Below are 23,768 nucleotides of genomic sequence, written 5' to 3'. Positions count from 1 at the left end.
AGCTTTAAACTACCTACAGTCCTTTGCTTCCCTTGGCAATAGCGAGGTTCTACTGCAGGAAGTTTTTGGTGATCAAGTTTCTTTTGACCGTCTTCTTGACGGGTGGAAATTGGGACAGTTCCTCTCTTTACCAACGTTAAGATTTGTGCCAGCGGCTCAGATCAACGATGCCCAGGGGGCATTTGCGGCCAGCGCTAATACCTTATATCTATCCGAAGAATTATTAGCCCAGGGCAATGTGTTCACCCTCACCCAGGTTTTTCTGGAGGAGTATGGTCACTATCTGGACAGTCAGTTAAATCATGAGGACACTCCGGGGGATGAGGGGAAATATTTTGCGGCGGTGGTGATGGGGCAACCCCTCTCTGACTTAGATATTCTGCGCTTGCAGTCGGAAAATGACTGGGCAATAGTAACTCTTGACGGTCAACCAACGGTGATCGAGCAGAGTAGTTTTGATATTGTTCAAATTACAAATAATAATTTTGACGATGGTGTTAATTCCCTATTTGACCCATTGGTTTCTGGCCGATATTCCAATGACACCGATAACAATGGTGACAAACTAAAGGTTTCCGGCAACAAAATTACTTGGGAAAGCGACCACGGCATTTATTTATTCGATAGCTTTATACCTCGATCACTTGATTTTTATGGAGGTAATCCACAAATAAATGGTGACAGTGTAGTTTGGGATCATGGTTATCTTGGCAATGGAATTAGTCTTTATAAGACTGGCTGGCATACGCCTCAGTTATTACCGAGTCATTACGTAGGTGGTAATAATCCCCAAGTCTATGATGGAAAAGTTGTTTGGCAAAATGGCCAGGGAGAAGATGCTCACATCTTTTTCTATGATGGCCTTACAACAATTGCCTTAAGTGACCTTCCAGAATCCCGTAGCTTTTTTAACCACAGCCCACGCATATATGGCAGCAACATTGTTTGGTCAAGTGGTAATTGGTATTGGTTGGGTGATAATCCTCAAATTCACCACGCCCAAATTTACTGGTACAACGGAGAACGTACTGTACAACTAACTAATAGTCCTTTCTTCAATAGTTCCCCTGTGGTATCGGAACAAATTATAGCTTGGACAACTTTGGGGTACAACGAACTTGGCTGGGGTATTAGCAGTTTTGATGAAAATAATGGATTTTCTGGAGTTCATATTTATGATATAAACACAAGTCAAACAACTCAAATTTCTAGTGCTTCACCTATTCGAGACTTACAAGTATCAGGCCGCAACACAGTTTGGCAGGAAGGTTCAAATGAAGATGCCGCCACTACAATCATGTTTTATGATGGTACAACGGTGATTAATCTGTCGAATACTAAACTCGGTGGAGAATTCGACTCAAATCCCAAGTTATTCGGGAACAAGGTGGTTTGGGAACGTTGGGATGGCATTGATTACGAGATTATGTACTATGACGGTAATAGCACCCGTCAGGTAACCAATAATAACCGTGATGATCGCTATCCCCAGGTATCCGATGAGATTGTTGCTTGGACTGGTTACGACGGTAACGACTGGGAAATCTATCAAACCTATATTGGGCCAGACAATGGGCTTCGGGACAAATTAACAACCACCCTGATTCGTTTTCAAAACACTGATAGGCCTGGAACCTATCTTTATGTCGGGGAGCAGGAAGCCGTTTCTATTCGCCAAAACTATCGCAATTTCGTTGAAGAGGGACTTGCTTTCCAAGTTGCGACCAGTCAGACCGATCCATTACTGCAACCTCTCTACCGTTTCCGTAATACCAGTCCTGGTCGGGAAGGAACCTACCTTTTTAGTGGCACAGAAGAAGCTGTTTCCATTCGTCAAAACTATCCCAATTTTGTTGAAGAAGGAATTGCCTTTTACACCTATTTTGGAGGCGTAGCTGGTGGTATGACCAATTTCAACCGCTTCCAAAACAATGAGCTTTCCGGTACCTACCTATTTGCGGGCCCTGCGGAATCCGCTTCGATAGTTGCTGGCCATTATCCTTTCGCCTATGAAGGCCCGGCCTTTGCGGCAGGAGGTTAATGTCCCCCGCAATTGCCAATTTAAAGATTTACCCCCCTGAAAATAGTACATATATTGACAAAGTTCACTTCAGTAATCCAGTATCAACTGCAATGTCTGTGTTAGCAAGATAATCTTCAACGGGATTGAAACTTTTCACCACCCGGCCGCCGAACCACCATTTTTGAAAATATTTATGGCTAATGGGGTCGGTTAAATCCGTCAGGGAATCCATGCCAATACCGTTGCGGCCATGGGTTTGGCCGGAACTGTGGATATATTTTCCTTCCCCCAGGTATAACCCTACGTGGTCTACCCGTCGGTTGCCGAAAAAAATCAAATCCCCCGGTAAAAATTCTCTGGCGATCGCCGCTACCTTTTCAGCATCCAAACTATCCGATCGCCGTTGGGGGTGCACATCAACAATTGTTTGGCAAAAGGCAGCTTGTTGATAGGAATCCCTGGGCAACCAAATACCCTGACTAGCAAAAGCGGCTTGCATTAAACCGGAACAGTCATAGTTGGGGCCAACGTTACCTCCCCAAAGATAATAATTTTCCCTTTGCTTCGCTGCCAATAAATAATCAATTACCTGGGGAATGAGCTGTTCAATTTCGGCTCTGGTTGCTGTTACGGCCTGATAAACACTAAAGGCCGGGGTCAAACTCCGTAAATCGTCCTCCGCTAACCAACCTTGGTAACCATCTTCCGCTTGTTCCGCCAACACCGCTGACTGTTCAATCTTCCCTGTTAAACGCAAATAGCGCCCTTGCTTTGCTTGGGTGGCCAGTTCTTGGCGATCGGGACCGTCGTAGAGGTTTAAATCCTGTTGGCAAATGAATTGCCCCGTGGGGGATGCCGGTAATGTGAACTGCTGCTCGCCCGTCATAAATCTGTTTGCATCTTCCCCAGAAAAGCCGAGGGCCCGGATTTCACGCCTACCACAAGCATCCCGTATTGCTGCTACCTTCCGGTCCTGACAAGATTTGGGCGTTGTAATCGCATGAGTCCGAGCCATTCCTAACCTATCACACTTTCCGTCGCCTTGGCCTAGGGTTGGGGCTGACTTACCCCGGAGCAATGTTCTTCAGTCTGCGATTGCCGCCCAAATGCTTAAACAACAAAACCAGACAAGGTAGCGGCATTTCAACTGCATTTCCCCATCTGGATTTGGTTGTTTTTCACGGAGAGGGAGGGATTCGAACCCTCGTTGAAGTTACCCCCAAACAGCATTTCCAGTGCTGCGCCTTCAACCGCTCGGCCACCTCTCCAATTTGGTCACAAGAAATGATTATACAATAGCGGAAGACACAAACCTAATTTGGATTCAAACCAGCCCATAATGTCCCGTTCCCACCGAGTTCTGATCCACGATCGCCAAAACGAAAAAGACTATAGCGTAATTGTCTCCGACGACCGTTACATCCTCCATCAGGCGGAAGACCAAGGTTTTGAATTGCCGTTTTCCTGTCGTAATGGGGCTTGTACGGCCTGTGCGGTGCGGGTCATTTCCGGACAAATCCACCAACCGGAAGCCATGGGGCTGTCCCCGGAGTTACAACGGCAAGGTTATGCCCTTCTCTGTGTTAGTTATGCCCAATCGGATCTCGAAGTGGAAACCCAGGATGAGGATGAAGTGTATGAGCTACAGTTTGGCCGCTACTTTGGGGCTGGTCGAGTCCGCCTAGGCTTGCCCTTAGACGAGGACTAGGCTAAAACTAGAACCCGATTTTCCTGGTTGCGACACCAATTGTTTGCCAAATTTAGAACCTTTTGTGATGACTTTTGCTCCAAAACCTCTTTTTTCACCCTCCGATCTACAAACTTGGCTCGAAATCGGCACGGAGGCAGCCCTGGCAGCGGGAGCAGAAATTTTTTCTCTTTGGGGCAAGGTACAAGAGGTGGAGGAAAAAGGCCGGGCCGGGGATTTAGTCACGGAAGCCGATCGCCAGGCCGAGGCGATAATTTTAGGCATAATTAAGCGTCACTGCCCAGACCACGGCATTTTGGCGGAAGAATCAGGACAGTGGGGGAGTGGGGATAATCCTTTCTGCTGGGCGATCGATCCCCTGGATGGCACCACTAACTTTGCCCATAGTTATCCCGTTTCTTGTGTATCCATCGGTTTACTAGTCCAGGGCATACCAACGGTGGGGGTAATTTACAATCCCTTTCGCCAGGAATTATTTCGGGCAGCTACGGGTTTGGGGGCCACATTAAACCGCCAGTCCATCCAAGTCTCAACCACCACTAGCCTAGCCACAAGCCTCTTGGTTTCCGGCTTTGCCTACGACCGAGTTAAAACCTTAGACAATAACTATCCTGAATTTTGCCATCTCACCCATCTGACCCAAGGGGTGCGGCGCAGTGGCTCAGCGGCGATCGACTTAACTGATGTGGCCTGTGGTCGGCTGGACGGCTATTGGGAACGGGGCATTAATCCTTGGGACATCACCGCAGGTATTGTCATTGTCCAAGAAGCTGGGGGCGTGATTTCCAGCTATGATGGCTCTCCCCTTGATTTAAAAACTGGCCGTATCCTGGCTACCAATGGTAGGATTCACCACGAACTGAGCCAGGCCCTGGCCGATACTCCCCAATGGTTTCAAAATTATGCAATCTCTAGAGTGCAAAAAGATTAGCTAGCTCAAATTGGGGGGGGACAAAAGCCAGACTTTGGTGAATGTTTTTAACAATTTACGGGTATTTTTCTCTTTCTGAGGAATAATGGAGTAAAAAGGGATAGAAATGCCCCCCGACCGCAATTTTTATGAGCCTGTTCCCCATCAAGCAAGGACTGTTTAATTATGACGTAGTTGACCACCACGCCATTCTTGGCTGTCCTCTGGATGCAACTCCCCAGGAAATTCGTAAAAGTTATCTCAAAATTGCTTTTCAACTCCACCCCGACACATCAAAAGCTAGCAACGAAGAAGAGCAAGCCTTGGCAGCCAAACTTTTTTCTAAGTTTGTTAACCCTGCCTATGAAATTTTGAGCAGAGAGAATGACCGCAAAGAACATCTGCTCATCCTCCAGCAGACTGCGAGCAATCTGGCCAGCATTGGGCAACTGAACTTTAGTAGCGCCGAGTCCCAACAACTCCAGGGAGCAAAACAAAATTTGGAATTGGTTTACCGCAAGGTGGTCACCCCCCTGAGCAAAGGGCTATACGAAGACTTTAAAACGGTTTTCCCTAAGATTGCCCAAGTGAGCGAATATAATCTCATTTTCTTGATGGTCAAGGGGGAAAATGCCTCTGCCCGTCCCGTGTTCCAAACTAGTGTTTCTTCCAAGGAAACGGTGCCTCCCGTGGTGCCAGGGCGATCGCCCCAGGAAACCTCATCCCCTGTTAATCCTTCCCCCGTTGAAGACCTTTCCCCGTTTGAAAAAAGCTTGCGGCGAGCCCAAGAAAACTTTGACCGTCGGCAGTACGACAAGGCCATTGCCGAATTGAAATCTGCCCTGAAGACTGACCCCAAAAATGCCCAAGCCCACTGTTTGCTAGGCATGGCCTATTTGAAAAACAACATGATGACCATGGCCAAAGTCCATATTGGCTCAGCGGTGAAGCTCGACCCCAATGACCCCAAAGTGACGGCGGCTAAGAAAGAATTGGCTAAGCATACCAGCGCCGGCAGTAGTCAAGGAGGAGCAAAATCCAGCCAGGGGGGTTTATTTGGCGGTTTGTTTGGCGGCAAAAAGAAATAGTTAAACCAATCCACAGTTAAGTGGTCAGCGGGAAATTTGAAACATTTTGAGCTTTCTAAGCCCTAACGTCGGGGACGAATCACTAAACGGCGGTGGGGTTCATAGCCCTGGCTCTCTGTTTCCAAATCTTGGGAATCCTGAAAAAAGCTATGCACCTGACGGCGATCGGCCGCAGTCATATCCGCCATTTCCACTGGCTCAAGGGTTTCCCGTACCCGTTGGGCCGCCATTTCCGATAAGGAAATTAACTCTGACTGACGACGGTATCTAAATTCTGCCAACTCCACCGTGATGGGAGTGAAGTTTATACCACCGTCGGCTACGGTAGGTCTAAGGGAAGCATTGAGTAAATATTGAATAGCATCTAAAGCTAACCCGTTCTCCGCCAGTAGTTGCTCAATTTGACTTGAAGATAGGTTTTTTTCTTCAATGACCAACCAAGGGCCCATGACTAAAGTATTCTCTTTGTCCCCTGCTACGGTGACAGAACTAGCAAAACCCATCAGTGTGAGCAGTTCTTCGAGCCAAATCTGGGCTTGGGTAACTATTTTTTCCATCGTCAATATTTAGGGCTCAATTTAACTTCCGTAATCATAATAAAGTCTTCATCTCTCTGGGAAAGGTGAAGACTTGTGGCCTAGAAATTTAGGAGGTTTTTTCCTTCTTTTTATTACTCTTCTTCTCAAAAGGTAGAGACTCCCGACCTTGGCTTGCTTTTTGCTGTTCGTCCAATAACTTCTGTAGGTTTTCGGGTAAGGGTTCCCGCATCAGAATGAGGGTCTGTACCGTCTGAAAAACGTTAGCCATGACAATGTACATCAAAACCCCCGCCGGCAAGGGAAAGAAAAGAAACATACCGCTGAATAAAATGGGGGTAATTTTATTGATGGTCTGTTGTTGCTGGGCTTGGCCATTGGCAGCACCACCGCCGGAGGCACCGGATAACTCCTGGTTAAGGTAAATACTAAAACCAAAGAAGATGATCATGCCGAGGATGTCCCAGTTGATCTCCCCGTTTTCACCGGTTACCCCCACTTGGCCCAGGGCTTTGATGAAGAGAAAACCTGTACGGGCGGCAATACCGGGAATGGTAACTTGCACAGTGGCATCGCCGGGAACCAGGGCTTCAACGGTGCCATCGGCGCTGACAGCAATGCGGTCTTCCCCTTTGGTAACGCTGTATTTGGGCGTTAAAGCCTGACTATTCTTTTCGGGAATTACTTGTTCAAAGGTTTTACCAGCGGTGCTCTGGATTTCTAGTTGGGTTTTCTCGCCAACGCCAACCATTTTGCCACCGGGCAGGAAAACAGCAATGGGATAATGGAGAGCTTCGTCTACGTAGATATTTTGGGGTTTGGTGGAGAATGTTTGGGGAACGATGCGTTCTGCCTGTTCCTGGGGAAGTATTTGTAGGTCAACGGTGTAATTGATATCAGAAAAGGGCGATCCCCGCAGGGTGGCAAAGAGGGCGAATAGGATAGGCATTTGCAGGAGCAGGGGCAGACACCCCGCCAAGGGATTGCCAAACTCCTTCATGACCTTGGCCATTTCTTCCTGCTGTTTGGCTGGATCGTCCTTGTAGCGTTTTTGGATTTCTTCTTGGCGCTCTTTCATCAGAGGCTGGGTGATGCGCATTTTTCGCATGTTGCGGATCTGGCCAGCACTGAGGGGATAAAGCGCTAAACGAATTACTAGTGTGAGGGCAATAATAGCAAAACCATAACTGTGTACAATCCCAAAGAAAAAATCTAGGATTGGCAGCATGATATTTGTCGAAATAAAACCGATACCAAAATCCATTGCTAACAAGCTCTCTAGATAAATATTGCCAAGTTTGCCGGGGAAACTGGGGTGCTTAATAGCCCCAGTGCTTGATTAATACCATTGATGACCGTTGGTCCTACTTTTGGGTGATCGCTTCCAGGGGGCGTCCGGTTTTGTCGGCGACCCGTTCTGCCATATAGTCATAAACTTCCCGAAAGTTGGGCATGGCCCGCAGTTCTAGCCGAGAACGATCATTGAGGGTAACAACTATATCCCCCCAGATGCCTATGCCCCTGGGCATTTTAATCATTTTGGCCACTTCTCCGTAGACGATGTCAGTACGGTCTTTGCCCATCCAACCGCCGGTGACGGAAATACGGCGATCGGTGATTTTGTAACGGAGCCAGATGGCCCGGACGATCGCCCCAATGGTCAAAGGGAGAAAGATGACGGTGAATCCCAATAAAATATTGACGATTAAGTCCCCGATGTGGGGGCCGCCCTCATAGTAGGTGGTTTCTCGAATGCCCATGGTCAATAATCCCGGCTTGGCTAAATAACTGCTCTAATTCTCGCAAAAAACGTTCATAATTGCACCCAATGCCCTGGGGCAAGACAATAATTACCACATCAAAGCCCGGCTTGATTTGGGGCTGGAAATGGTTAATGACGGCACGAATTTGACGTTTTAGGCGATTTCTCACCGTGGCTTTTTTACTAACTTTTTGGCTGACGGCGATGCCGAAGCGGCTATGGCCGGCTGGACGATCGCCGAGGACCCGCATTAGTAAATTGCTGTGACGGTGTCGTTTTCCTTGCTGATAAACGGTCTGGAAATCTTGCCAGTGTTTTAAGCGCAGTGTTTTGGGTAGTCCCACGGAAGGAAACTATACAGCCAAGCGATGACGACCTTTGCTCCGGCGGGCCTGGATAACTTTCCGGCCATTATGGGTACGCATTCTGGCCCGGAAACCGGAAGTACGTTTTTGTTTGCGGTTGGTTCCGCCGAGGGTTCGTTGAGTCATGACCCGTTACTCCACAAAAAAAGACACAGTCTCCAATTGTATCATTGCTCATGGATTAAGCTAACTCTAAAATTCGATTGGCGATCGCCGGAGGGACGGGAAGCACGGAAAGACGGTTACCTTTTTTTAGGACTCCTAATTCCTCCGGATTAAACTGAGCTTTGAGGATCGGTAACGTAATCATTTCGGGAAATTCTCTGGTAAAACGGGCTTTAACGGTGAACCAGCGGGGCTTTTCCGGAGTAGCTTTGGGGTCAAAGTATGGGCTGGCAGGGTCAAATTGGGTGGGGTCCACCACTCGCTCGGCGGTAATGGTCATTAGTCCGACAATACCCGGTGGCTTGCAGTTGGAATGGTAAAAAAAAGCTTGATCCCCCATGGCCATGGCCTGTAAAAAATTGCGGGCTTGGTAATTTCTCACCCCATCCCAGAGGGTTTCTCCTTCCGCTTTGAGATGGTGAATGCCATAGGTGACCGGTTCGGACTTCATCAGCCAAAAAGCCATAGTTGAATTTGATATGGAAAGGTTGGGAATGATTAATTGAGGTGGGCTCTTTGTTCGTAGGCCTGCCAAGCCAAATCCACCAGGGCAGTGATGATGGCCGCTGCCACCTCGGCTCCCCCTTTTCTTCCCTGGACTGTGATGTGGGGAATATTAGCTTCTTGCAAATTTAACTCTACGTCCCGGCGATCGCCAAAATTAGTAGCGGTGGCAATGACCAAGGCCGGCTGGATGCGTTGGGCTGCCACTAACTCCATCAGGGCATCTAAGGCGGTTTGGCCATGGCCGATCACAAAAATCCCATCTGGGTAACGGTGGGCGAGGTTGAATATACCCCAGGCTTCTTCCGTTCTTTCCTTTTGGGGCCTGGTGATGCTTTGGGTGGCACAGTAAACAGGGTTAGCAAAAGTTTTTTGCAAAGTGGGGACAATACCCACCTGTACCATGGGCACATCCACCAGAATTGTGGTGCGAGAAGCTAAAGCGGCGGCGCCGATGGTCAGTACCCGTGGAGAAAAATGTAGTAGGTTAAGGTACTCAAAATCCCCCGTGGCGTAGATAACTCGCCGCAGAATTTCATACTGGGCAGGGCTATGGCCATGGTCTTCAACTTCATAGTCGATGGTAGCTAGGTTTTGGGCGTCGCTAATATGCCAATTCATTATGCTTGTGCCAGTGCAGGGGATGAAATGCCTCCATACCATCTTCCCCCATTTCTACAATCCCGGATGGTGGGGTGGCGAGGATTTTTCCCCACTAGAATTGTATTTGTTTACTTTCCCTCCCTTTGGCCATGGTCAATTTTCGTCGTCGGGCCCTCCAACACCGTCTGCAAAGCGATCCCTACTACCGTTTTCAATCTTGGCAAGAATTGGCGATCGCCGGAGAGTTGGGGCTAAGGATCGAAGTCAACCAAGCCACGGTGGATGAGTGGTTGCGCCTGCCGGGGTTATCCATTCATCAAGCCCGACAACTGAAAGAGTTGAGCACCATGGGGGTGCAATTTTTAGCCATGGAAGACTTGGCGGCCGCCCTCAATGTCCCTGTGCAACAAATTAAGCCTTGGGAACCCATACTTTCCTTTACCTATGCTGACCCAGAGAGTCTACTGGCACCACCAAAAATTCCCGTTAACCAAGCTGACCTTAACCAATTGCTCACTGTGCCCCACCTATCCCCGGCGATCGCCACTGCCTTGTTGCAAGAAAGGGAGGCAGGGGGAGAATATCGTAACCTGGGGGATTTGCAAAAACGCTTGGGATTACCGGTGGCCTTGATTACCCAATTGCTCCACTATCTACAGTTCTAAAAAGTTCAAAATCCACTCTCACACTAGTCAAAATTTTGGACTGATCCCTCCCTCAAGCCGGGAAAAATTCCATTACCTGGAGCTTGGACTATATTGGACTAGGGAGTTAACCCAAGTTAAGCCATTTATCCCTTGCCCATCTCGACCCTTTCTCAACCTTTAGTCATCTGTGTCTGCATCTGCAATTGTTTTAGACTATCCTGCCAATTTCCCCCTGCCCCGGCTCGCTTGATCCATGCCCAATCCTCGACGCCTTATCTTTGGTGATGTCCACGGCCATTTCGATGCCCTTACTACTTTGTTCGAGGCGATCGCCCCCAATGACCAAGATGGGGTTTACTTTGTCGGTGACTTGATCGACCGGGGACCAGAAAGCGCCAAAGTGGTGGATTTCGTCATGGGCAACAAATACCATTGCCTGCTGGGTAACCATGAACAAATGATGTTGGATGCGGTGGGGGGAGTTAATTTTTCCCCTCAGTTGCTCCACGCTTGGATTTACAGCGGCGGCAAATCAACCCTGGAAAGTTATGATCACCAGATTCCCCAAAGTCATGTGGACTGGATGCGTAATTTACCCCTCTATTTGGACTTGGGGGACGTTTGGTTAGTTCATGCTGGGGTGGATCCCCGCCTCCCCATCGAGGAGCAGGGAGAAGCCCAGTTCTGTTGGATTCGGGAAGTGTTTCATCGCTATCCCTATCCCTATTTTGCCAATAAGTTAATCATCACCGGGCACACCATAACCTTCACCTTTGCCAACGTGGAACCAGGCAAGTTAGTTTCGGGGCCTGGTTGGTTGGATATTGACACTGGAGCCTATCACCCCAAAAGTGGCTGGCTCACGGCCCTAGAGCTGAATAACCAAGAAGTTTATCAAGCTCATATTTTCACCAACGAAGTCCGGCGTCTATCCCTGGAAGATGCTGTGGTTGCCCTACCCCCCGAGAATTTCCACCGTTCTCGCCAGAAAGGTAAAAAAAGAGGCCTGCCGGGGTAACTTAGGCAAAAAAGTATTGCTCTGATGCTTGTCGACTCAAAAAATTATTTGATTTTTGACTGATCAAAATTAAGCCCCAACTCGCTACCGCTGAAATTGGGGTTTTCCTACACCCAATCCTGGGCAAAGTCAGAAATTAATTATTTTTAGCAAAAGACGATGACGGAAGTTCCCTAATCCAAGTTGAACTGGTTGCCCCGCTTATACTGCAGGTAAGCCGCCACAAACAGCCCCGATAAAGTCACAGGAATCAGTCCAAGTACAATGCCGAGCAATAGGGGTTCGATCACAGGTTTTCTCCAAAGGGTTATTTATTATCTTTGCTATCCTACCAAAAATTCCCCCAGTGCTCCCCACCCAAAAAGCTTGCGGAAATTTCGACCGTTGTGATAGTGTTATAAATCGTCAGGTAAACGGCTAGGGCTTGTAGCTTAGTGGATTAGAGCGCGTGGCTACGGACCACGAGGTCGGGGGTTCGAGTCCCTCCAAGCCCGTTTTTGGCTTCACGCCGATTATTATCGCTGAACTGGGTTCCCCTAGTTGGACCCAGTTTTTTATTAATTTAGCTCCGGTATGTCCAGCTTGCTGGTTTGAAAACAGGATGTAGTGGACTGTGGATTTCCCAGGATTTCCCACTGCTGAACCAAAAATTACATCACCCCCAGAAGCTAAAATTAGAAGTATGAAGGTGAGTTTGATGCACCTGTGTTTTGCTAGGCCACAGATATGGGGCAGGAGTTTCCACCATGGGCTACGGAAGGATTTTAGTCGCCTTAGACCGCTCTGAATTGGCCAAGGAGGTTTTACAGCAGGCGATCGCCCTGGCCCAGAAGGAATCTTCTCAGTTAATGCTGTTCTACTGTATTCCGGTGGACAGTCAAGATTTGAGTATTTACCCCAGCTTTTATGGGGAAGCTGCCATTGGTTTTTCCCAGGTCATTCAAGAGCACTTGGAAGAACGACAAACGGAAGCCCGGGAGTGGCTGCAATCCATCGCCCAACAGGTAAAGGAAGATGGGGTGCAATGTGAGTGGGACGTGAAAGTGGGGGAACCGGGGCGCTGGATCCGTGACATGGCCAAGAATTGGGATGCGGATTTAGTGGTGCTCGGTCGCCGGGGACTAAAGGGTTTAGCAGAGGTATTTTTAGGGAGCGTTAGTAGTTATGTTATTCACCATGTGCAATGCTCGGTGTTGATCGTCCAACATTAGCTAGACTTTTCCTGCCCCCGATTGAATTTCCCTAATTTTTTGATGACAAATTTACCCCATCCCCCGGAGTCGGCATCAGACCGAGACCGACAAATTTTTCTAGAGGCGATCGCCGGTCGGGAAAGAACCTTGGCAGATGTGATTGGCCAGGCAGGGGGAGATTTTCTCAAGGGAGAGTCCCCCGTACCTAAATTGATACAGCGAAAGACGGAGATGAAATTGTTTGTCAACGATCATTTGAAGGATTCCGAGGGGGCATTATTGTTGGTGTTGCAATATCGCATTGACGAAGCAGACGCCTTAATTAGTAAGCACTTAGAGTTTCCCCTAATGGCGCTGACCACCATGCTGGAGCAGGTATTGGAGAATTCTGCCCTGTTGAGAGAAATTGTGCATCAAGCGGATTTTCGCTGGGGACAAATCTATGGCGAACGACCCCATTTTGAAATTCCCGGTAAGCCCCCTGACCCGGATGATCCCTACACTGCGGCATCGGTCACAGCCCAGCTAAAAAATTTGCTTTTGGTTATCGCCGCCGAAAAGTCGAGAAGTCAAGACTTTTGATAGTCTTAAGTTGAGAGCCACCGTCGGTGGTCTTTGTCAGCCAAGGAAAAACACTTCATGGAAAAAATTTGGGTCAATGAACAGCTAGATCCCACGGGCATTATCTATGCTTGCATTGCTTGTTTGGACGAAGAAGCCGCCCAGGATTGCCATCGTTCTTGGCAGGAAAATCTTACCCCTGCTCAAAAAGCAGAAGGATGGACAGCACAACTCCGCATAGTTGGCTCCTGGGATGATGTCCCTGTCAACGCCCTTAAGTTAAGTTTTTAGCCCAACTTTTTAGTTCTTCTAACTTGTGAACTACTTTAAATTTTTTTGTTGTCACCAGGGGTTTATCCTGTGGTGTTCCCATGGATATTGCCTTAGGCGTTGGGGAACACTATACAGAAACCTATGGTTTTTATACATCAAGGAGCACCGTAACTGGGGCTTGACCTGACAGCTTCATCCTTTTGCAATAGTTATTGCCCCGGTCAAAATTTGCCTTTGACCTGTTTTTGGTAAGCTGAAGAGTGGAGTTTCACCGGCAATTGCCCATGACTGTCGCCCCTCACCATCCCTTCAATCTGAGTATTGTTTGTAAACGTTTGCTCAGTTTTTTGTTTTTAACCCTAGTACTGTTGGGACTTAGTCCAGCCCCAGCCTTGGCCACTGGCGTTTACGATCTACCAATTTTGGACCCTGGCTCTAAAACTTTTTTGGTGGATCAAGCAGAAGCCATCAGCCTGGCCAATGAAAACAGAATAAATGGAGACCTAAAAAAATTAGCCCAGTCCAGTGGGCAAGAAGCTCGGTTTGTGGTTATCCGTCGTTTGGATTTTGATGCTACCATCGACGGCTTTGTCAATGATCTGTTTGAGCGTTGGTATCCCGATGAAGCCAGTCAGAGTAATCAAACCCTATTAGTGCTAGACACCCTCACCAACAGCACTGCTTTGCGTCGGGGAGAGGAGGCAGAGGCCCTATTAACCGATGAGATGGTCGATAGTTTACTGCGGGAAACCCTGGCGGTCCCCCTCAAAGATGGGGCAAAGTATAACCAAGCGTTAATTGAAGCAAACAAACGTTTGGGTGCTATTCTGGCTGGACAACCGGATCCTGGCCCCCCAGCCCTAGAAGAAATTAGCTTGGAAGGAACTTTCACTACAGCGGAAGAAACCGACGATACCAGTGCCACCATTTGGGTAGTGGTGCTGTTGGCGTTGGCAACCCTAATTCCCATGGTGACTTACTTCTGGTACGTGGGCTTACCGGGACGGTAAATAATGGACATTGCCCGGTAACAATAGTGATGTTGAATTTGATGAGTCGGACTTAGCCGTGCCCCTAGTCAGTCAATCGGATTTAGTTTCAGCGGCGATCGCCCATCGGGTGGTCAGTTTTCCCACGGATACAGTGCCGGCATTGGCGGTGCGTCCAGAAAACTCAGGTTTAATTTATGAACTTAAACAACGGGAAACCAATAAACCATTGATCCTCATGGCGGCAACCATAGAGCAAATTTTTCCTTACCTGGCAGGGAGTCAGCGGGAAAGGCAGGTTTGGCAAGCAATAATGGCAAAATACTGGCCCGGTGCCCTGACCTTGGTGTTGCCTTCCAGTGAGAAGTTGCCTCCGGAAATTAATCCCCGTCAAGACCGGACCATTGGGGTTCGTATTCCCCACCAGGCGATCGCCTTGGAAATTTTGCTGCAAACGGGGCCCTTGGCCACCACCAGTGCCAATTTGTCGGGACAGCCCCCCCTGGAAAAGTTGGCCGACATTGCCAAAACTTTCCCTTCTGTGCACTGTTTAGATTGCCTTGCCTTGGAGCGACAGGGACCAATTGGTAAAGGTCTTCCGTCCACCGTTGCCCAATGGGATGGAGCAAAGGAAGTCTTTCAAATCCTGCGCCAGGGGGAAGTTGTGTTGCAGGATTAACAACTTTTCAGCCTCCCGCTAATTCATATTGAATACCGGCCGGAGCCCCAACGGTGTCAGTTGTTTTTCAAGCTCAGTTTCCGTTTGGAAAATGGTAAATTGCCGTGACATTGCATTTGCCCTGTCTCGAATAAATCTGGTGGGAAATTACGACAACAGACGGGAAAAATGAGAATTCCAACACAGTCAGTAAACTTGAGTGTAACAATCTGCCCAAAGTACCCTCCACTGCTGCACGCTGGGATTTTGTTACAAAACATTTAACAAAATGTACAACGCCCTATGCTCAACTACGTCAATACCAGTCTAGACAAGGGTTGATCCCGCCCGGCCAATGGCGATCGGCAACCCCTAACAACCATCCACTAGACAAATTTGTTGCGGCAAGCTATTTACAAATTGTTACAATCTTGTTATATTAGCTACATACATACAAAACCGGCTCCCAAGCAAAGATATTTCTGAGCTTGAATGCAGCCGAATTTCTCGAACCTTGACAAGTACATAAGGAATTATAACCAAATGACAACGACTCTCCAACAGCGCGAAAGCGCTTCCTTGTGGGAACAGTTTTGTCAGTGGGTGACATCTACCAACAACCGGATCTATGTCGGTTGGTTCGGTACTTTGATGATCCCCACTCTCTTAACTGCCACCACCTGCTTCATCATTGCCTTCATCGCCGCTCCCCCCGTCGACATCGACGGTATCCGTGAGCCCGTTGCTGGTTCTTTGCTCTACGGTAACAACATCATCTCTGGTGCTGTTGTACCTTCTTCCAACGCCATTGGTCTTCACTTCTACCCCATCTGGGAAGCTGCTTCCTTAGATGAGTGGTTGTACAACGGTGGTCCTTACCAGTTGGTAGTATTCCACTTCCTCATTGGCATCTTCTGCTACATGGGTCGTCAGTGGGAATTGTCCTACCGCTTAGGTATGCGTCCTTGGATTTGTGTGGCTTATTCTGCCCCCGTATCCGCTGCCACCGCTGTCTTCTTGATTTACCCCCTTGGTCAAGGCTCCTTCTCTGATGGTATGCCTTTGGGTATTTCTGGTACTTTCAACTTCATGATCGTGTTCCAAGCTGAGCACAACATCCTGATGCACCCCTTCCACATGTTAGGTGTGGCTGGTGTATTCGGTGGTAGCTTGTTCTCCGCCATGCACGGTTCTTTGGTAACCTCCTCCTTGGTGCGTGAAACCACCGAAGTTGAATCCCAGAACTACGGTTACAAATTCGGTCAAGAAGAAGAAACCTACAACATCGTTGCCGCCCACGGCTACTTTGGTCGGTTGATCTTCCAATATGCTTCTTTCAACAACAGCCGTTCCTTGCACTTCTTCTTGGGTGCTTGGCCTGTAATCGGCATCTGGTTCACTGCGATGGGTGTAAGCACCATGGCATTCAACCTGAACGGTTTCAACTTCAACCAGTCCATCTTGGATAGCCAAGGTCGTGTAATCGGCACCTGGGCTGATGTATTGAACCGTGCCAACATCGGTTTTGAAGTGATGCACGAACGCAATGCCCACAACTTCCCCCTCGACTTGGCTTCTGGGGAGCAAGCTCCTGTGGCTTTGACCGCTCCTGCTATCAATGGTTAATTCCTTGGTGTAACACCAATTGAATAATCAGCGAATTGCACTCTCCTTTCCGGGGGGTGCTTTTTGCTTGGTTACTGTCCTTCAACACAGCTTAAGTTGACAACTATCTCTCCCTATCGCCACTCTTAGAAGGAGAGTAAGCCGATCTACCATGGATAATCTCCGTCTGCACCCAGACACCATCCAAGAAATTAAGCAAAGAATAGACATTGTCGAAATTATCGGCGATTATGTCGTCTTGAAAAAAAGGGGACGGGATCACCTTGGTTTGTGTCCTTTCCACGACGAAAAGTCCCCGAGTTTTAGCGTCAGTCCAGCCAAGCAAATGTATTATTGTTTTGGCTGTGGGGCTGGAGGCAATGCCTTTAATTTCTTAATGGAACTGGGTAAACGTTCCTTTACAGATGTGGCTTTAGATTTGGCTCGCCGCTATCAAGTACAAATCCAAACCCTAGAGCCGGAGCAAAAACAAGAATTACAGAGGCAACTATCTCTGCGGGAACAACTCTATGAAATTATGGCGGTGGCAGCCGGTTTTTATCACCATACTCTTTTTCAGCCCCAGGGACAGGAGGCTCTAACTTATTTACGCCAAAAGCGTTTTTTATCTTCTACCACAATCCAAGAATTTCAGTTGGGTTATGCCCCAGCGAGTTGGGAAACTCTTTATCGTTACTTAGTGGAGCAAAAACGTTATCCGGTGACAGCGGTGGAACAGGCCGGTTTAATTAAGGCTCGCCAATCTGGCACCGGGCATTACGATCAATTCCGCCATCGTTTAATGATTCCCATTCGCGATGTCCAAGGTAGAGCCATTGCTTTTGGTAGTAGAACTTTAGGCAATGATGAACCTAAATATCTCAATTCTCCAGAAACCCCCTTATTTCATAAAAGCAAGACTTTGTTTGGTTTAGACCAGGCCAAAACTGTTATTCAAAAAGTAGATGAAGCAATTTTAGTGGAGGGCTATTTTGATGTTATTGCCCTGCACGAAAGTGGTATTAAGCAAACGGTGGCGGCCTTGGGCACAGCCTTAAGTCGAGACCAGGTGCAAAGTTTGATGCGTTTTAGTCAATCAAAGCAAATTATTTTTAATTTTGATGCGGATAAGGCGGGCATTAATGCCACCCAACGGGCTATTCAGGAAATTGAGCCTTTGGTTTATAGCGGTCAAGTTAATTTACGCATTTTGAATTTACCGGCGGGGAAAGATGCTGATGAATTTATCCATAGTAGTCCTGAAAATAAAGAAATTTACCAAACTTTAGTCAAGCAGGCTCCCCTCTGGGTAGATTGGCAAATTCAGCAATTGCTTAAGCAAAAAAATCTTAAAGATCCTCTTGATTTTGAGCAGGTGGCCCGGGGCATGGTAGAAATTTTAAAACGTTTAACGGACCAAAATAAACGGGCTTACTACCTACAGTTGTGTGGAGAAATTTTGAGCCAAGGAGACAGTCGCTTAATTAGTTTGCAAGTTAATAATCTTTCCAGTCAGCTCACCTATGGCGATCGCCCTGGACAAAATGGGTCTAGGAGATGGCAGGCTAAGGATCCCACTAGTAGTTTACTAGAGAAGGCAGAAGCTCTATTGTTAAAAATTTACCTCCACTGTCCCCAGGAACGGTCAACTATTGACCAAATACTGACGGAAAATGATCTTTTATTTAGCTTTGCTCACCATCGTTTACTGTGGCAAAAAATTGACCAGGTGCGGGAACATTTTAATTTGGACTCCGACCCCGATAACCAGTTGTCCCTGCTAGTGCAATTAGCCTATCTGGAGCAGGAGGGAGATTTTAACCCCGTCGAGTCCCTGTTTCAACTGACGGAAACCAGCGCCGAAGAACTGTTTCGGGCTAATCTGCGAATCCCAGAGGCGATCGCCATTATGGAAAAAGTTCCTTGGGAAAATTATCAAAAGCATTGCTTTGGTAAACTACAGCAGTTGGATCCCCGCACCCAGGCAGAAGATTTTCGTTATTATCAACAGCAATGGCAAAAGGCCAGGCAAGAAATTCAAAGGCTGGAGAATCAACGGCTGAACCAACCGGTCAATTGAGGGGGAGGTATTACCTACATTTACCCTAGGGAGAAACGGCAATTTTTCCCGCATCCCAGTCTTATACAGCGAGATCTAATCTGACCAGGAGGAGGAGCAAATTTTCTACGGTCTAGCCATTCGGGAAAAAATGGCCACAACCCTCCAAAATAAAGACATTGAGGCAAAATTAGGGCAAGAAATAACCAAACTTTATTTTTTGTTACAAAAATCGTGTTCCATGTTACAATTTTTTATATAGAAATCAAGGACTGCGCGAGTTGGGAAACCGCCACTGAGATTTCCTCAAGCAACAACAACATTTGGTGGAGTCAGGGAGAGTTTCTCTGACTCTTTTTGGTTAACAGGTAACTGCCTTAATTTTTTTCTAGTTGTTCCTGTTTATCGTGCAAATTTTGCTTGGATTGTACCAGGGGTAAGCGATTGGGGGCATCGACCATCATCTCGTCAAATTTTTCTACCAGTTCCCCCGGATAGGTTTCCAAAATGCGGGTGGAAAGGGAAATACGATTTTTATACTCGTCAATTTCCTGGACATAGACACTGATGGCTTGGCCAAACGTGAACAGGGTATTGAGAGAATCGACCCTAGTACCACTGACTTGGCTGACATGGAGTAGCCCCGTTACCCCTTCAATTTCCACAAACACGCCATAGGGCTGGATTTTGGCCACTTTGCCTTCGTAGATATTGCCCGCCGCAATTTTGCCCATGGATTCAGCCTGTTGAATGCGACGCTGGGTCAACACCAATTTATTGTTATCCTGGTTAGCTTCAAGGATATGGGCATTCAGCACTTGCCCCACCAGGGCCTCCATATTGTCTTTGTGCATGAGGTGCGACCGGGGAATGAAACCGCGCAATCCTTCCACATCCCCGACGACACCGCCCTTATTGGTGCCAGTGACAACCATTTCTAGGGTTTTGCCACTCTCCTCCAACTCTGCCAAATTTTCCCAAGATTGCTGAATTTGCAACTGACGCCGGGAAAGTCTTACTTGTCCTTCATCATTTTGCTCACTGGTGACAAGGAAATCCCAGGCACTGTCGAGGGGGAAACTTTCCTCAATCTCTGCGTGGGGCCTTAATCCTAATTCCTGCAGAGGGACAAAGCCAGGGGATTTACCTCCAAAATCCACATAAACTCCCTCGTTAGCGTGCTGGCAGACTTTGCCATGGACGGTTTGGCCTTTTTCAGCATGGTAATCGTGTTTGTCTAGGGCTTTGGCAAATTCGTCAAGGGAAAAGGCTGCACTGTTGGGGGAAGAAGGCATACGAGGACAGATTGAAAAATCAGTTTGAATGCCTTATTCTAGCAGGATTGCTTGGGACTTTCGTGACGAGCTAGTTCTAGTTTGGGACTACCCTTGCCTGGGTGAGATCAGTTTTTTGCCTTTACCTTTACCACTGTCGTTGGCTTGCTAATGAGCGCTCTTTCTTCCCATAGTCAAGCATTATCTGTGCTTCGTACTACCCCGATCAATTTCAACCATTGGTATGTGGTGGCCCAGGCGGGGGAATTGGGCCAGGGACCGCTGGGAGTTATTCTTTGGGAAAAGCCGATCGCCATTTATCGGGATCAAGAAGGCCAGGTGCGGGCAGTGGAGGATCGTTGTCCCCATCGTCAGGTGAAATTGAGTGAAGGGAAGGTGTTAGGCAACAATTTAGAATGTGCTTACCATGGCTGGCAGTTTGATACCCAGGGTCATTGTACGAAGATTCCCTACTTTAGCAAAGCTCAAAAACTTCCCCCTTGTCGTTTGCGCACCTATCCTGTGCAGGAAAAAGATGGGTTTATTTGGCTTTATCCAGGCGATTTAGATTATCTTGCCAACCATGGGCCGGCACCCTTGGCCATACCGGAGTGGCACCATTTAAACTACATTGGTAGCTTTGCCGCCTTTGATTGTCCTGGTCACTTTTCCTATTTGATCGAAAATTTAATGGATATGCACCATGGGCATTTGCATGATAATTACCAGGCTTGGGCCTCCGCTTCCCTACGGCAAATTGAAACTAATGGCGATGAAGTGGTGGTGGACTACGACGCCCAAAGTTATTACAAAATTGATAAAATCTGGTCCATTTCCCAACTATTCTTCCCAGCCCTACGGCGATTGCATCCAGAAAATTTACGGGTGAGCTATATTTATCCCCATTGGTCATCTACGTTAGGGGCAGACTTTAAAATTTACTGCCTATTTTGTCCCGTTTCTCCTAATCAAACCAAAGCTTATTTAGTTCATTTTACTTCCCTAGAAGCTTTTCCTAAACTGCATAAATTACCCATTGCCTTTAGAAGTTTTTTGAAAAATTGGTTATCCGGAACAGCCCGGCCTTTGCTGGAGGGGTTGATTGACCAAGATATTCGCATGATTACCCAGGAACAAGCAGCGTTTGAGCAAAACCCCGATCGCCAAAATGTGGAAGTTAACCCAGCCCTAGCTAAGGTACAGCAATTAATTCGTCAACAGGCCTTGGCCTCGGAGAGTGCATGACTTCTTTAATTAGACTAATCGGGGTTAGCACCACGGACTTAACCGGCTCCACCGTTTTACTTAATAATATTTCTCTCCACATTGACCATGGACAAATTATTGGTCTGCAAGGGCGATCGGGGGCAGGTAAAACTACATTGCTACGGCTATTAAATCGACTCCAGGAAATAAGTCAAGGTACTATCTTTTATAATGAAAAAGCTTTAAATAAATACCCAATTCAGCAACTGCGTCAAGAAATAGTTTTAGTGCCCCAGGAGCCAAAACTTTTAGGTATGACAGTGGAAGAAAGCTTAATTTATCCCCTAGAATTACAGAAAGTCAGCAAAACAGAATGTCAACGGCGACGGATTCGAGCCTGTGATATTTGGGAAATTCCCAGTGATTGGCTAGACCGCAACGATTTACAGCTTTCTGTGGGGCAAAGGCAATTGGTTACCCTGGTGCGAGCCACCATGTTAAGTCCCCGGATTCTTCTGTTGGATGAACCTACTTCGGCCCTTGATCCGGCCCTAGCTCAAAGGGTTTTGACCCAGCTAAAATTAATAAACCAAGAGAATGGCACCACCATGGTTATGGTTAACCACACACCGGAATATTTAGAAAGTTTTTGTCAACGTATTTTTACCCTTAACCAAGGACAATTAGGACAGGAAATTACTCTCAAAAAAAATTAGCTTGCTTGAAATTTAACCGCCAGTAAAGTAATGTCATCAAACTGTTCCGCTTCCCCCATATGCTCGCCCAGGGAATTTTTGATATTAAGCATTAACTGGTCAACGGAATTAAACTGACTACCTAGGGCTTCTAATAGTTTTTCCTTGCCAAAGAAATTGCCTGTAGGTGATTTAGCTTCCGTTACACCATCGGTATAGGACAACAATAAATCCCCCGGTTCTAAAATTACTGCCCCCGTCTTAAATTCCAAATCCGGCAACATCCCCACTGCTGGCCCAGTAGAAGTTAATTTGGCTTTTAATTGATGGTTAGCGTCAACAATAAAAACTGGTTCGTGACCACCATTAATATAAGATAATTTTCCTGTGCTAGGCTCTAGAATACCAAAGAAAATTGTCGCAAACATACTAGCTTCGCTGTGGTTAAAAGCGACGTAATTATTGATTAATTTAATAGACTCCAATGGTTCAAAATTAACGCCATCCAGCAAATCGTTTAGGTTGATTTTTAGATCTTGGCCGCCAGGTAAATTAAAAGAAGGATTGATTAAACCATCCAGGGCCGCTTGCCCCGAAAAAATACGAATTAAACTGCGAAATAGTCCCATAAATAATGCCGCTCCTACCCCTTTGTCGCAAACGTCTGCCACTACCACCCCCAGGCGATCGCCTGGAAGTTCGAACAAATCATAAAAATCCCCAGCCAGTTGTTGAGCAGGACTAAAGTAAGCGGTAAATTCCCATCCTTTCCTAGTTAATAAATGGGCTGGCAAAAAATTCTTTTGCATTTGCCTACCTTTCTCTAGCTCCTTGGCCATTATTTTTGAAAGGGCTTCCACCTGTTGGGTGTATAATTTTTCTTGATCCCGTAAACGTTTTTTTTCTAAGGAAGAACCAATGCGGGCTTTGAGCAACACTGGATCAAAAGGCTTGGGCAAAAAGTCCTCTGCTCCCATTTCAATGCAACGAATAATACTTTGAAATTCATCTAAAGCTGAAACAATAATGACCGGAATATGCTGAAATTCTACACTGGTTTTTAAATATTCTAAAAACTGGTCTCCATTAGTCTCTGGCATTAGCAGATCCAGTAAAATTAGATCATAACTCTGACTTTCGAGAAGGTTCAATGCTTCCTTCGCACTTAAACAAGTGGTAACTGTATGACCTTTACGGGTTAAGTGCTGAAAAAATAAATCTAAATTGCTAGGACTATCATCCACCACTAAAATTTTTCCCGTTAGCAGTTCTCTTCCCTCAATACTATTAGTTTTGATGCTACCCAAAATTATTTCGTTGGTAGTTGAGGAAGATGCAGAAGTTAATTGAGGAGATAAATCGGCTTCGTGAACAGGATTTAATGACTCTAAAAAATTAGTGAAAATCGATTCAATATTATTCACTAATCCCTGTAAGCGCAAGGCCGCTAATTCTATTTTTTTAATGTCTTCAGTAAGGCCGAGTTGATTGACACATTCCTCTGCTTTGAGTAAATTATTACAGGAAAGAATAATTTTAGTAATAGAAGAATTAGTGCTATGGGGAATAGTGGAAAAAAGCTTATGAAAATCCGACTTCTCTTCTCCGTCAGAATGCTTAACAAATAAATTGATAGCTTCAAGTAATTTTTGTGCCTCTACTAGTAATGCATCTAATTCTTCTGCTAGGGGGGAGCTGGCATCCGTGAGCTCTTCTTGAACCATTTCTCCGTAGCCAACAATTGCATTAATGGGAGTTCTGAGTTCATGACGAATGAAAGCAGTAGCGCTTTCTATATCAACTGACTTAATAGAATGATTCATCATCTACCAAAGAAATTATGGTTAATCAAACTAGTTTTACAGACTATTTTAGTTTTTGCCAATGATTAAGCGATTATCAAAACTTATCGAAACCCTTAAATAT

Annotated in this window: 26 protein-coding genes, 2 tRNA genes and 1 other RNA gene; 16 read left to right on the top strand and 13 right to left on the bottom strand. The window is 46.7% G+C overall.

Annotated features, from left to right (window positions below):
* The first annotated feature begins 238 nt into the window (after positions 1 to 238).
* Positions 239 to 2,041 (top strand): hypothetical protein, encoded by a 1,803-nt coding sequence (locus IQ219_RS01135; protein WP_194071442.1) that lies wholly within the window; start codon positions 239 to 241, stop codon positions 2,039 to 2,041.
* A gap of 64 nt (positions 2,042 to 2,105) precedes the next feature.
* Here the strand turns inward: IQ219_RS01135 and IQ219_RS01130 are convergent, their stop codons facing one another.
* The 3 genes from IQ219_RS01130 to IQ219_RS01120 all read right to left on the bottom strand — a co-directional run bounded on the left by IQ219_RS01130 (position 2,106) and on the right by IQ219_RS01120 (position 3,291).
* The gene (locus tag IQ219_RS01130; RefSeq protein ID WP_194071441.1) at positions 2,106 to 2,909 is read right to left on the bottom strand and encodes a C40 family peptidase; all 804 of its coding nucleotides are present in this window, start codon (positions 2,907 to 2,909) and stop codon (positions 2,106 to 2,108) included.
* Positions 2,910 to 2,939: 30 nt separating this feature from the next.
* An RNA gene (gene ffs / locus IQ219_RS01125) (signal recognition particle sRNA small type) lies at positions 2,940 to 3,036 on the bottom strand.
* A 168-nt stretch (positions 3,037 to 3,204) separates the two neighbouring features.
* Positions 3,205 to 3,291, bottom strand: a tRNA-Ser gene (locus tag IQ219_RS01120).
* A gap of 71 nt (positions 3,292 to 3,362) precedes the next feature.
* Here IQ219_RS01120 and IQ219_RS01115 point away from each other — a divergent pair.
* The 3 genes from IQ219_RS01115 (at position 3,363) to IQ219_RS01105 (ending at position 5,729) form a co-directional block, all read left to right on the top strand.
* Positions 3,363 to 3,731 carry a 2Fe-2S iron-sulfur cluster-binding protein gene (locus IQ219_RS01115; RefSeq protein WP_190597459.1) on the top strand — a complete coding sequence of 123 codons (369 nt, stop codon included), beginning with the start codon at positions 3,363 to 3,365 and terminating at the stop codon, positions 3,729 to 3,731.
* Between the two features lie 67 nt (positions 3,732 to 3,798).
* Positions 3,799 to 4,662, top strand: coding sequence for an inositol monophosphatase family protein (locus IQ219_RS01110; RefSeq protein ID WP_194071440.1), 864 nt, complete (start codon positions 3,799 to 3,801; stop codon positions 4,660 to 4,662).
* Positions 4,663 to 4,790: 128 nt separating this feature from the next.
* Positions 4,791 to 5,729 (top strand): J domain-containing protein, encoded by a 939-nt coding sequence (locus IQ219_RS01105; RefSeq protein ID WP_194071439.1) that lies wholly within the window; start codon positions 4,791 to 4,793, stop codon positions 5,727 to 5,729.
* A gap of 62 nt (positions 5,730 to 5,791) precedes the next feature.
* On the opposite strand, the gene IQ219_RS01100 is transcribed toward IQ219_RS01105, so the two are convergent.
* The 7 genes from IQ219_RS01100 to IQ219_RS01070 form a co-directional block, all read right to left on the bottom strand.
* Positions 5,792 to 6,286, bottom strand: coding sequence for a R3H domain-containing nucleic acid-binding protein (locus IQ219_RS01100; protein WP_194071438.1), 495 nt, complete (start codon positions 6,284 to 6,286; stop codon positions 5,792 to 5,794).
* Positions 6,287 to 6,374: 88 nt separating this feature from the next.
* Complete coding sequence (gene yidC / locus IQ219_RS01095) at positions 6,375 to 7,529, bottom strand: membrane protein insertase YidC (RefSeq protein WP_190597453.1); 1,155 nt, start codon at positions 7,527 to 7,529, stop codon at positions 6,375 to 6,377.
* Between the two features lie 100 nt (positions 7,530 to 7,629).
* On the bottom strand, positions 7,630 to 8,025 hold the full coding sequence (locus IQ219_RS01090; protein WP_190597451.1) for a PH domain-containing protein: 396 nt from the start codon (positions 8,023 to 8,025) through the stop codon (positions 7,630 to 7,632).
* Entirely contained in the window at positions 7,997 to 8,371 is a 375-nt protein-coding gene (gene rnpA, locus IQ219_RS01085; RefSeq protein WP_194071437.1) for a ribonuclease P protein component, read from the bottom strand. Before rnpA ends, IQ219_RS01090 begins: the two co-directional genes overlap by 29 nt.
* Before the next feature lie 9 nt (positions 8,372 to 8,380).
* Positions 8,381 to 8,518 (bottom strand): 50S ribosomal protein L34, encoded by a 138-nt coding sequence (gene rpmH, locus IQ219_RS01080; protein WP_010872863.1) that lies wholly within the window; start codon positions 8,516 to 8,518, stop codon positions 8,381 to 8,383.
* A 55-nt stretch (positions 8,519 to 8,573) separates the two neighbouring features.
* Positions 8,574 to 9,023 carry an EVE domain-containing protein gene (locus IQ219_RS01075; protein ID WP_194071436.1) on the bottom strand — a complete coding sequence of 150 codons (450 nt, stop codon included), beginning with the start codon at positions 9,021 to 9,023 and terminating at the stop codon, positions 8,574 to 8,576.
* A gap of 32 nt (positions 9,024 to 9,055) precedes the next feature.
* Positions 9,056 to 9,682: a precorrin-8X methylmutase gene (locus IQ219_RS01070; RefSeq protein ID WP_194020100.1), complete on the bottom strand. Its 627-nt coding sequence runs from the start codon at positions 9,680 to 9,682 to the stop codon at positions 9,056 to 9,058.
* 131 nt (positions 9,683 to 9,813) lie between these two features.
* Between IQ219_RS01070 and IQ219_RS01065 the strand changes: the two genes are divergently transcribed.
* Both IQ219_RS01065 and IQ219_RS01060 read left to right on the top strand, forming a co-directional pair.
* Positions 9,814 to 10,329 carry a ComEA family DNA-binding protein gene (locus IQ219_RS01065; protein ID WP_194020099.1) on the top strand — a complete coding sequence of 172 codons (516 nt, stop codon included), beginning with the start codon at positions 9,814 to 9,816 and terminating at the stop codon, positions 10,327 to 10,329.
* A 235-nt stretch (positions 10,330 to 10,564) separates the two neighbouring features.
* Positions 10,565 to 11,329 carry a metallophosphoesterase family protein gene (locus IQ219_RS01060; RefSeq protein WP_194020098.1) on the top strand — a complete coding sequence of 255 codons (765 nt, stop codon included), beginning with the start codon at positions 10,565 to 10,567 and terminating at the stop codon, positions 11,327 to 11,329.
* 173 nt (positions 11,330 to 11,502) lie between these two features.
* Here the strand turns inward: IQ219_RS01060 and petG are convergent, their stop codons facing one another.
* Positions 11,503 to 11,619: a cytochrome b6-f complex subunit V gene (gene petG, locus IQ219_RS01055; protein WP_190597440.1), complete on the bottom strand. Its 117-nt coding sequence runs from the start codon at positions 11,617 to 11,619 to the stop codon at positions 11,503 to 11,505.
* Between the two features lie 130 nt (positions 11,620 to 11,749).
* On the opposite strand from petG, the gene IQ219_RS01050 reads away from it, so the two are divergent.
* The 8 genes from IQ219_RS01050 to dnaG all read left to right on the top strand — a co-directional run bounded on the left by IQ219_RS01050 (position 11,750) and on the right by dnaG (position 18,688).
* Positions 11,750 to 11,823 (top strand) — tRNA-Arg (locus tag IQ219_RS01050).
* A 252-nt stretch (positions 11,824 to 12,075) separates the two neighbouring features.
* Complete coding sequence (locus IQ219_RS01045; RefSeq protein ID WP_194071447.1) at positions 12,076 to 12,540, top strand: universal stress protein; 465 nt, start codon at positions 12,076 to 12,078, stop codon at positions 12,538 to 12,540.
* A 42-nt stretch (positions 12,541 to 12,582) separates the two neighbouring features.
* Positions 12,583 to 13,104: a hypothetical protein gene (locus IQ219_RS01040; protein ID WP_194071435.1), complete on the top strand. Its 522-nt coding sequence runs from the start codon at positions 12,583 to 12,585 to the stop codon at positions 13,102 to 13,104.
* 57 nt (positions 13,105 to 13,161) lie between these two features.
* Positions 13,162 to 13,374, top strand: a complete 213-nt coding sequence (locus IQ219_RS01035) for a glycogen debranching protein (protein WP_190597433.1) — start codon at positions 13,162 to 13,164, stop codon at positions 13,372 to 13,374.
* Positions 13,375 to 13,640: 266 nt separating this feature from the next.
* Positions 13,641 to 14,366, top strand: a complete 726-nt coding sequence (locus IQ219_RS01030) for a photosystem II repair protein Psb32 (RefSeq protein ID WP_199309602.1) — start codon at positions 13,641 to 13,643, stop codon at positions 14,364 to 14,366.
* Between the two features lie 58 nt (positions 14,367 to 14,424).
* Positions 14,425 to 15,024: an L-threonylcarbamoyladenylate synthase gene (locus tag IQ219_RS01025; protein WP_194071446.1), complete on the top strand. Its 600-nt coding sequence runs from the start codon at positions 14,425 to 14,427 to the stop codon at positions 15,022 to 15,024.
* Between the two features lie 522 nt (positions 15,025 to 15,546).
* Positions 15,547 to 16,629 carry a photosystem II q(b) protein gene (psbA, locus tag IQ219_RS01020; RefSeq protein WP_194020093.1) on the top strand — a complete coding sequence of 361 codons (1,083 nt, stop codon included), beginning with the start codon at positions 15,547 to 15,549 and terminating at the stop codon, positions 16,627 to 16,629.
* 151 nt (positions 16,630 to 16,780) lie between these two features.
* Positions 16,781 to 18,688 carry a DNA primase gene (dnaG, locus tag IQ219_RS01015; RefSeq protein ID WP_194020092.1) on the top strand — a complete coding sequence of 636 codons (1,908 nt, stop codon included), beginning with the start codon at positions 16,781 to 16,783 and terminating at the stop codon, positions 18,686 to 18,688.
* 356 nt (positions 18,689 to 19,044) lie between these two features.
* Here dnaG and IQ219_RS01010 read toward each other — a convergent pair whose 3' ends face one another.
* Positions 19,045 to 19,962: a S1 RNA-binding domain-containing protein gene (locus IQ219_RS01010; RefSeq protein ID WP_194020091.1), complete on the bottom strand. Its 918-nt coding sequence runs from the start codon at positions 19,960 to 19,962 to the stop codon at positions 19,045 to 19,047.
* A 150-nt stretch (positions 19,963 to 20,112) separates the two neighbouring features.
* On the opposite strand from IQ219_RS01010, the gene IQ219_RS01005 reads away from it, so the two are divergent.
* Together IQ219_RS01005 and IQ219_RS01000 are read left to right on the top strand one after the other, a co-directional pair.
* Positions 20,113 to 21,186, top strand: coding sequence for an aromatic ring-hydroxylating dioxygenase subunit alpha (locus IQ219_RS01005; protein WP_194071434.1), 1,074 nt, complete (start codon positions 20,113 to 20,115; stop codon positions 21,184 to 21,186).
* On the top strand, positions 21,183 to 21,863 hold the full coding sequence (locus IQ219_RS01000) for an ATP-binding cassette domain-containing protein (protein WP_194071433.1): 681 nt from the start codon (positions 21,183 to 21,185) through the stop codon (positions 21,861 to 21,863). Before IQ219_RS01005 ends, IQ219_RS01000 begins: the two co-directional genes overlap by 4 nt.
* On the opposite strand, the gene IQ219_RS00995 is transcribed toward IQ219_RS01000, so the two are convergent.
* Entirely contained in the window at positions 21,860 to 23,665 is a 1,806-nt protein-coding gene (locus IQ219_RS00995; RefSeq protein ID WP_228016616.1) for a SpoIIE family protein phosphatase, read from the bottom strand. The genes IQ219_RS01000 and IQ219_RS00995 overlap by 4 nt on opposite strands.
* Positions 23,666 to 23,768: the final 103 nt, after the last annotated feature.

It is taken from the genome of Synechocystis sp. LEGE 06083 (genome assembly GCF_015207725.1).
Lineage (GTDB): Bacteria > Cyanobacteriota > Cyanobacteriia > Cyanobacteriales > Microcystaceae > Synechocystis > Synechocystis salina.
The sequence above is the reverse complement of the archived record's forward strand: the minus strand, read 5'-3'. Positions and strand labels throughout refer to the sequence as shown.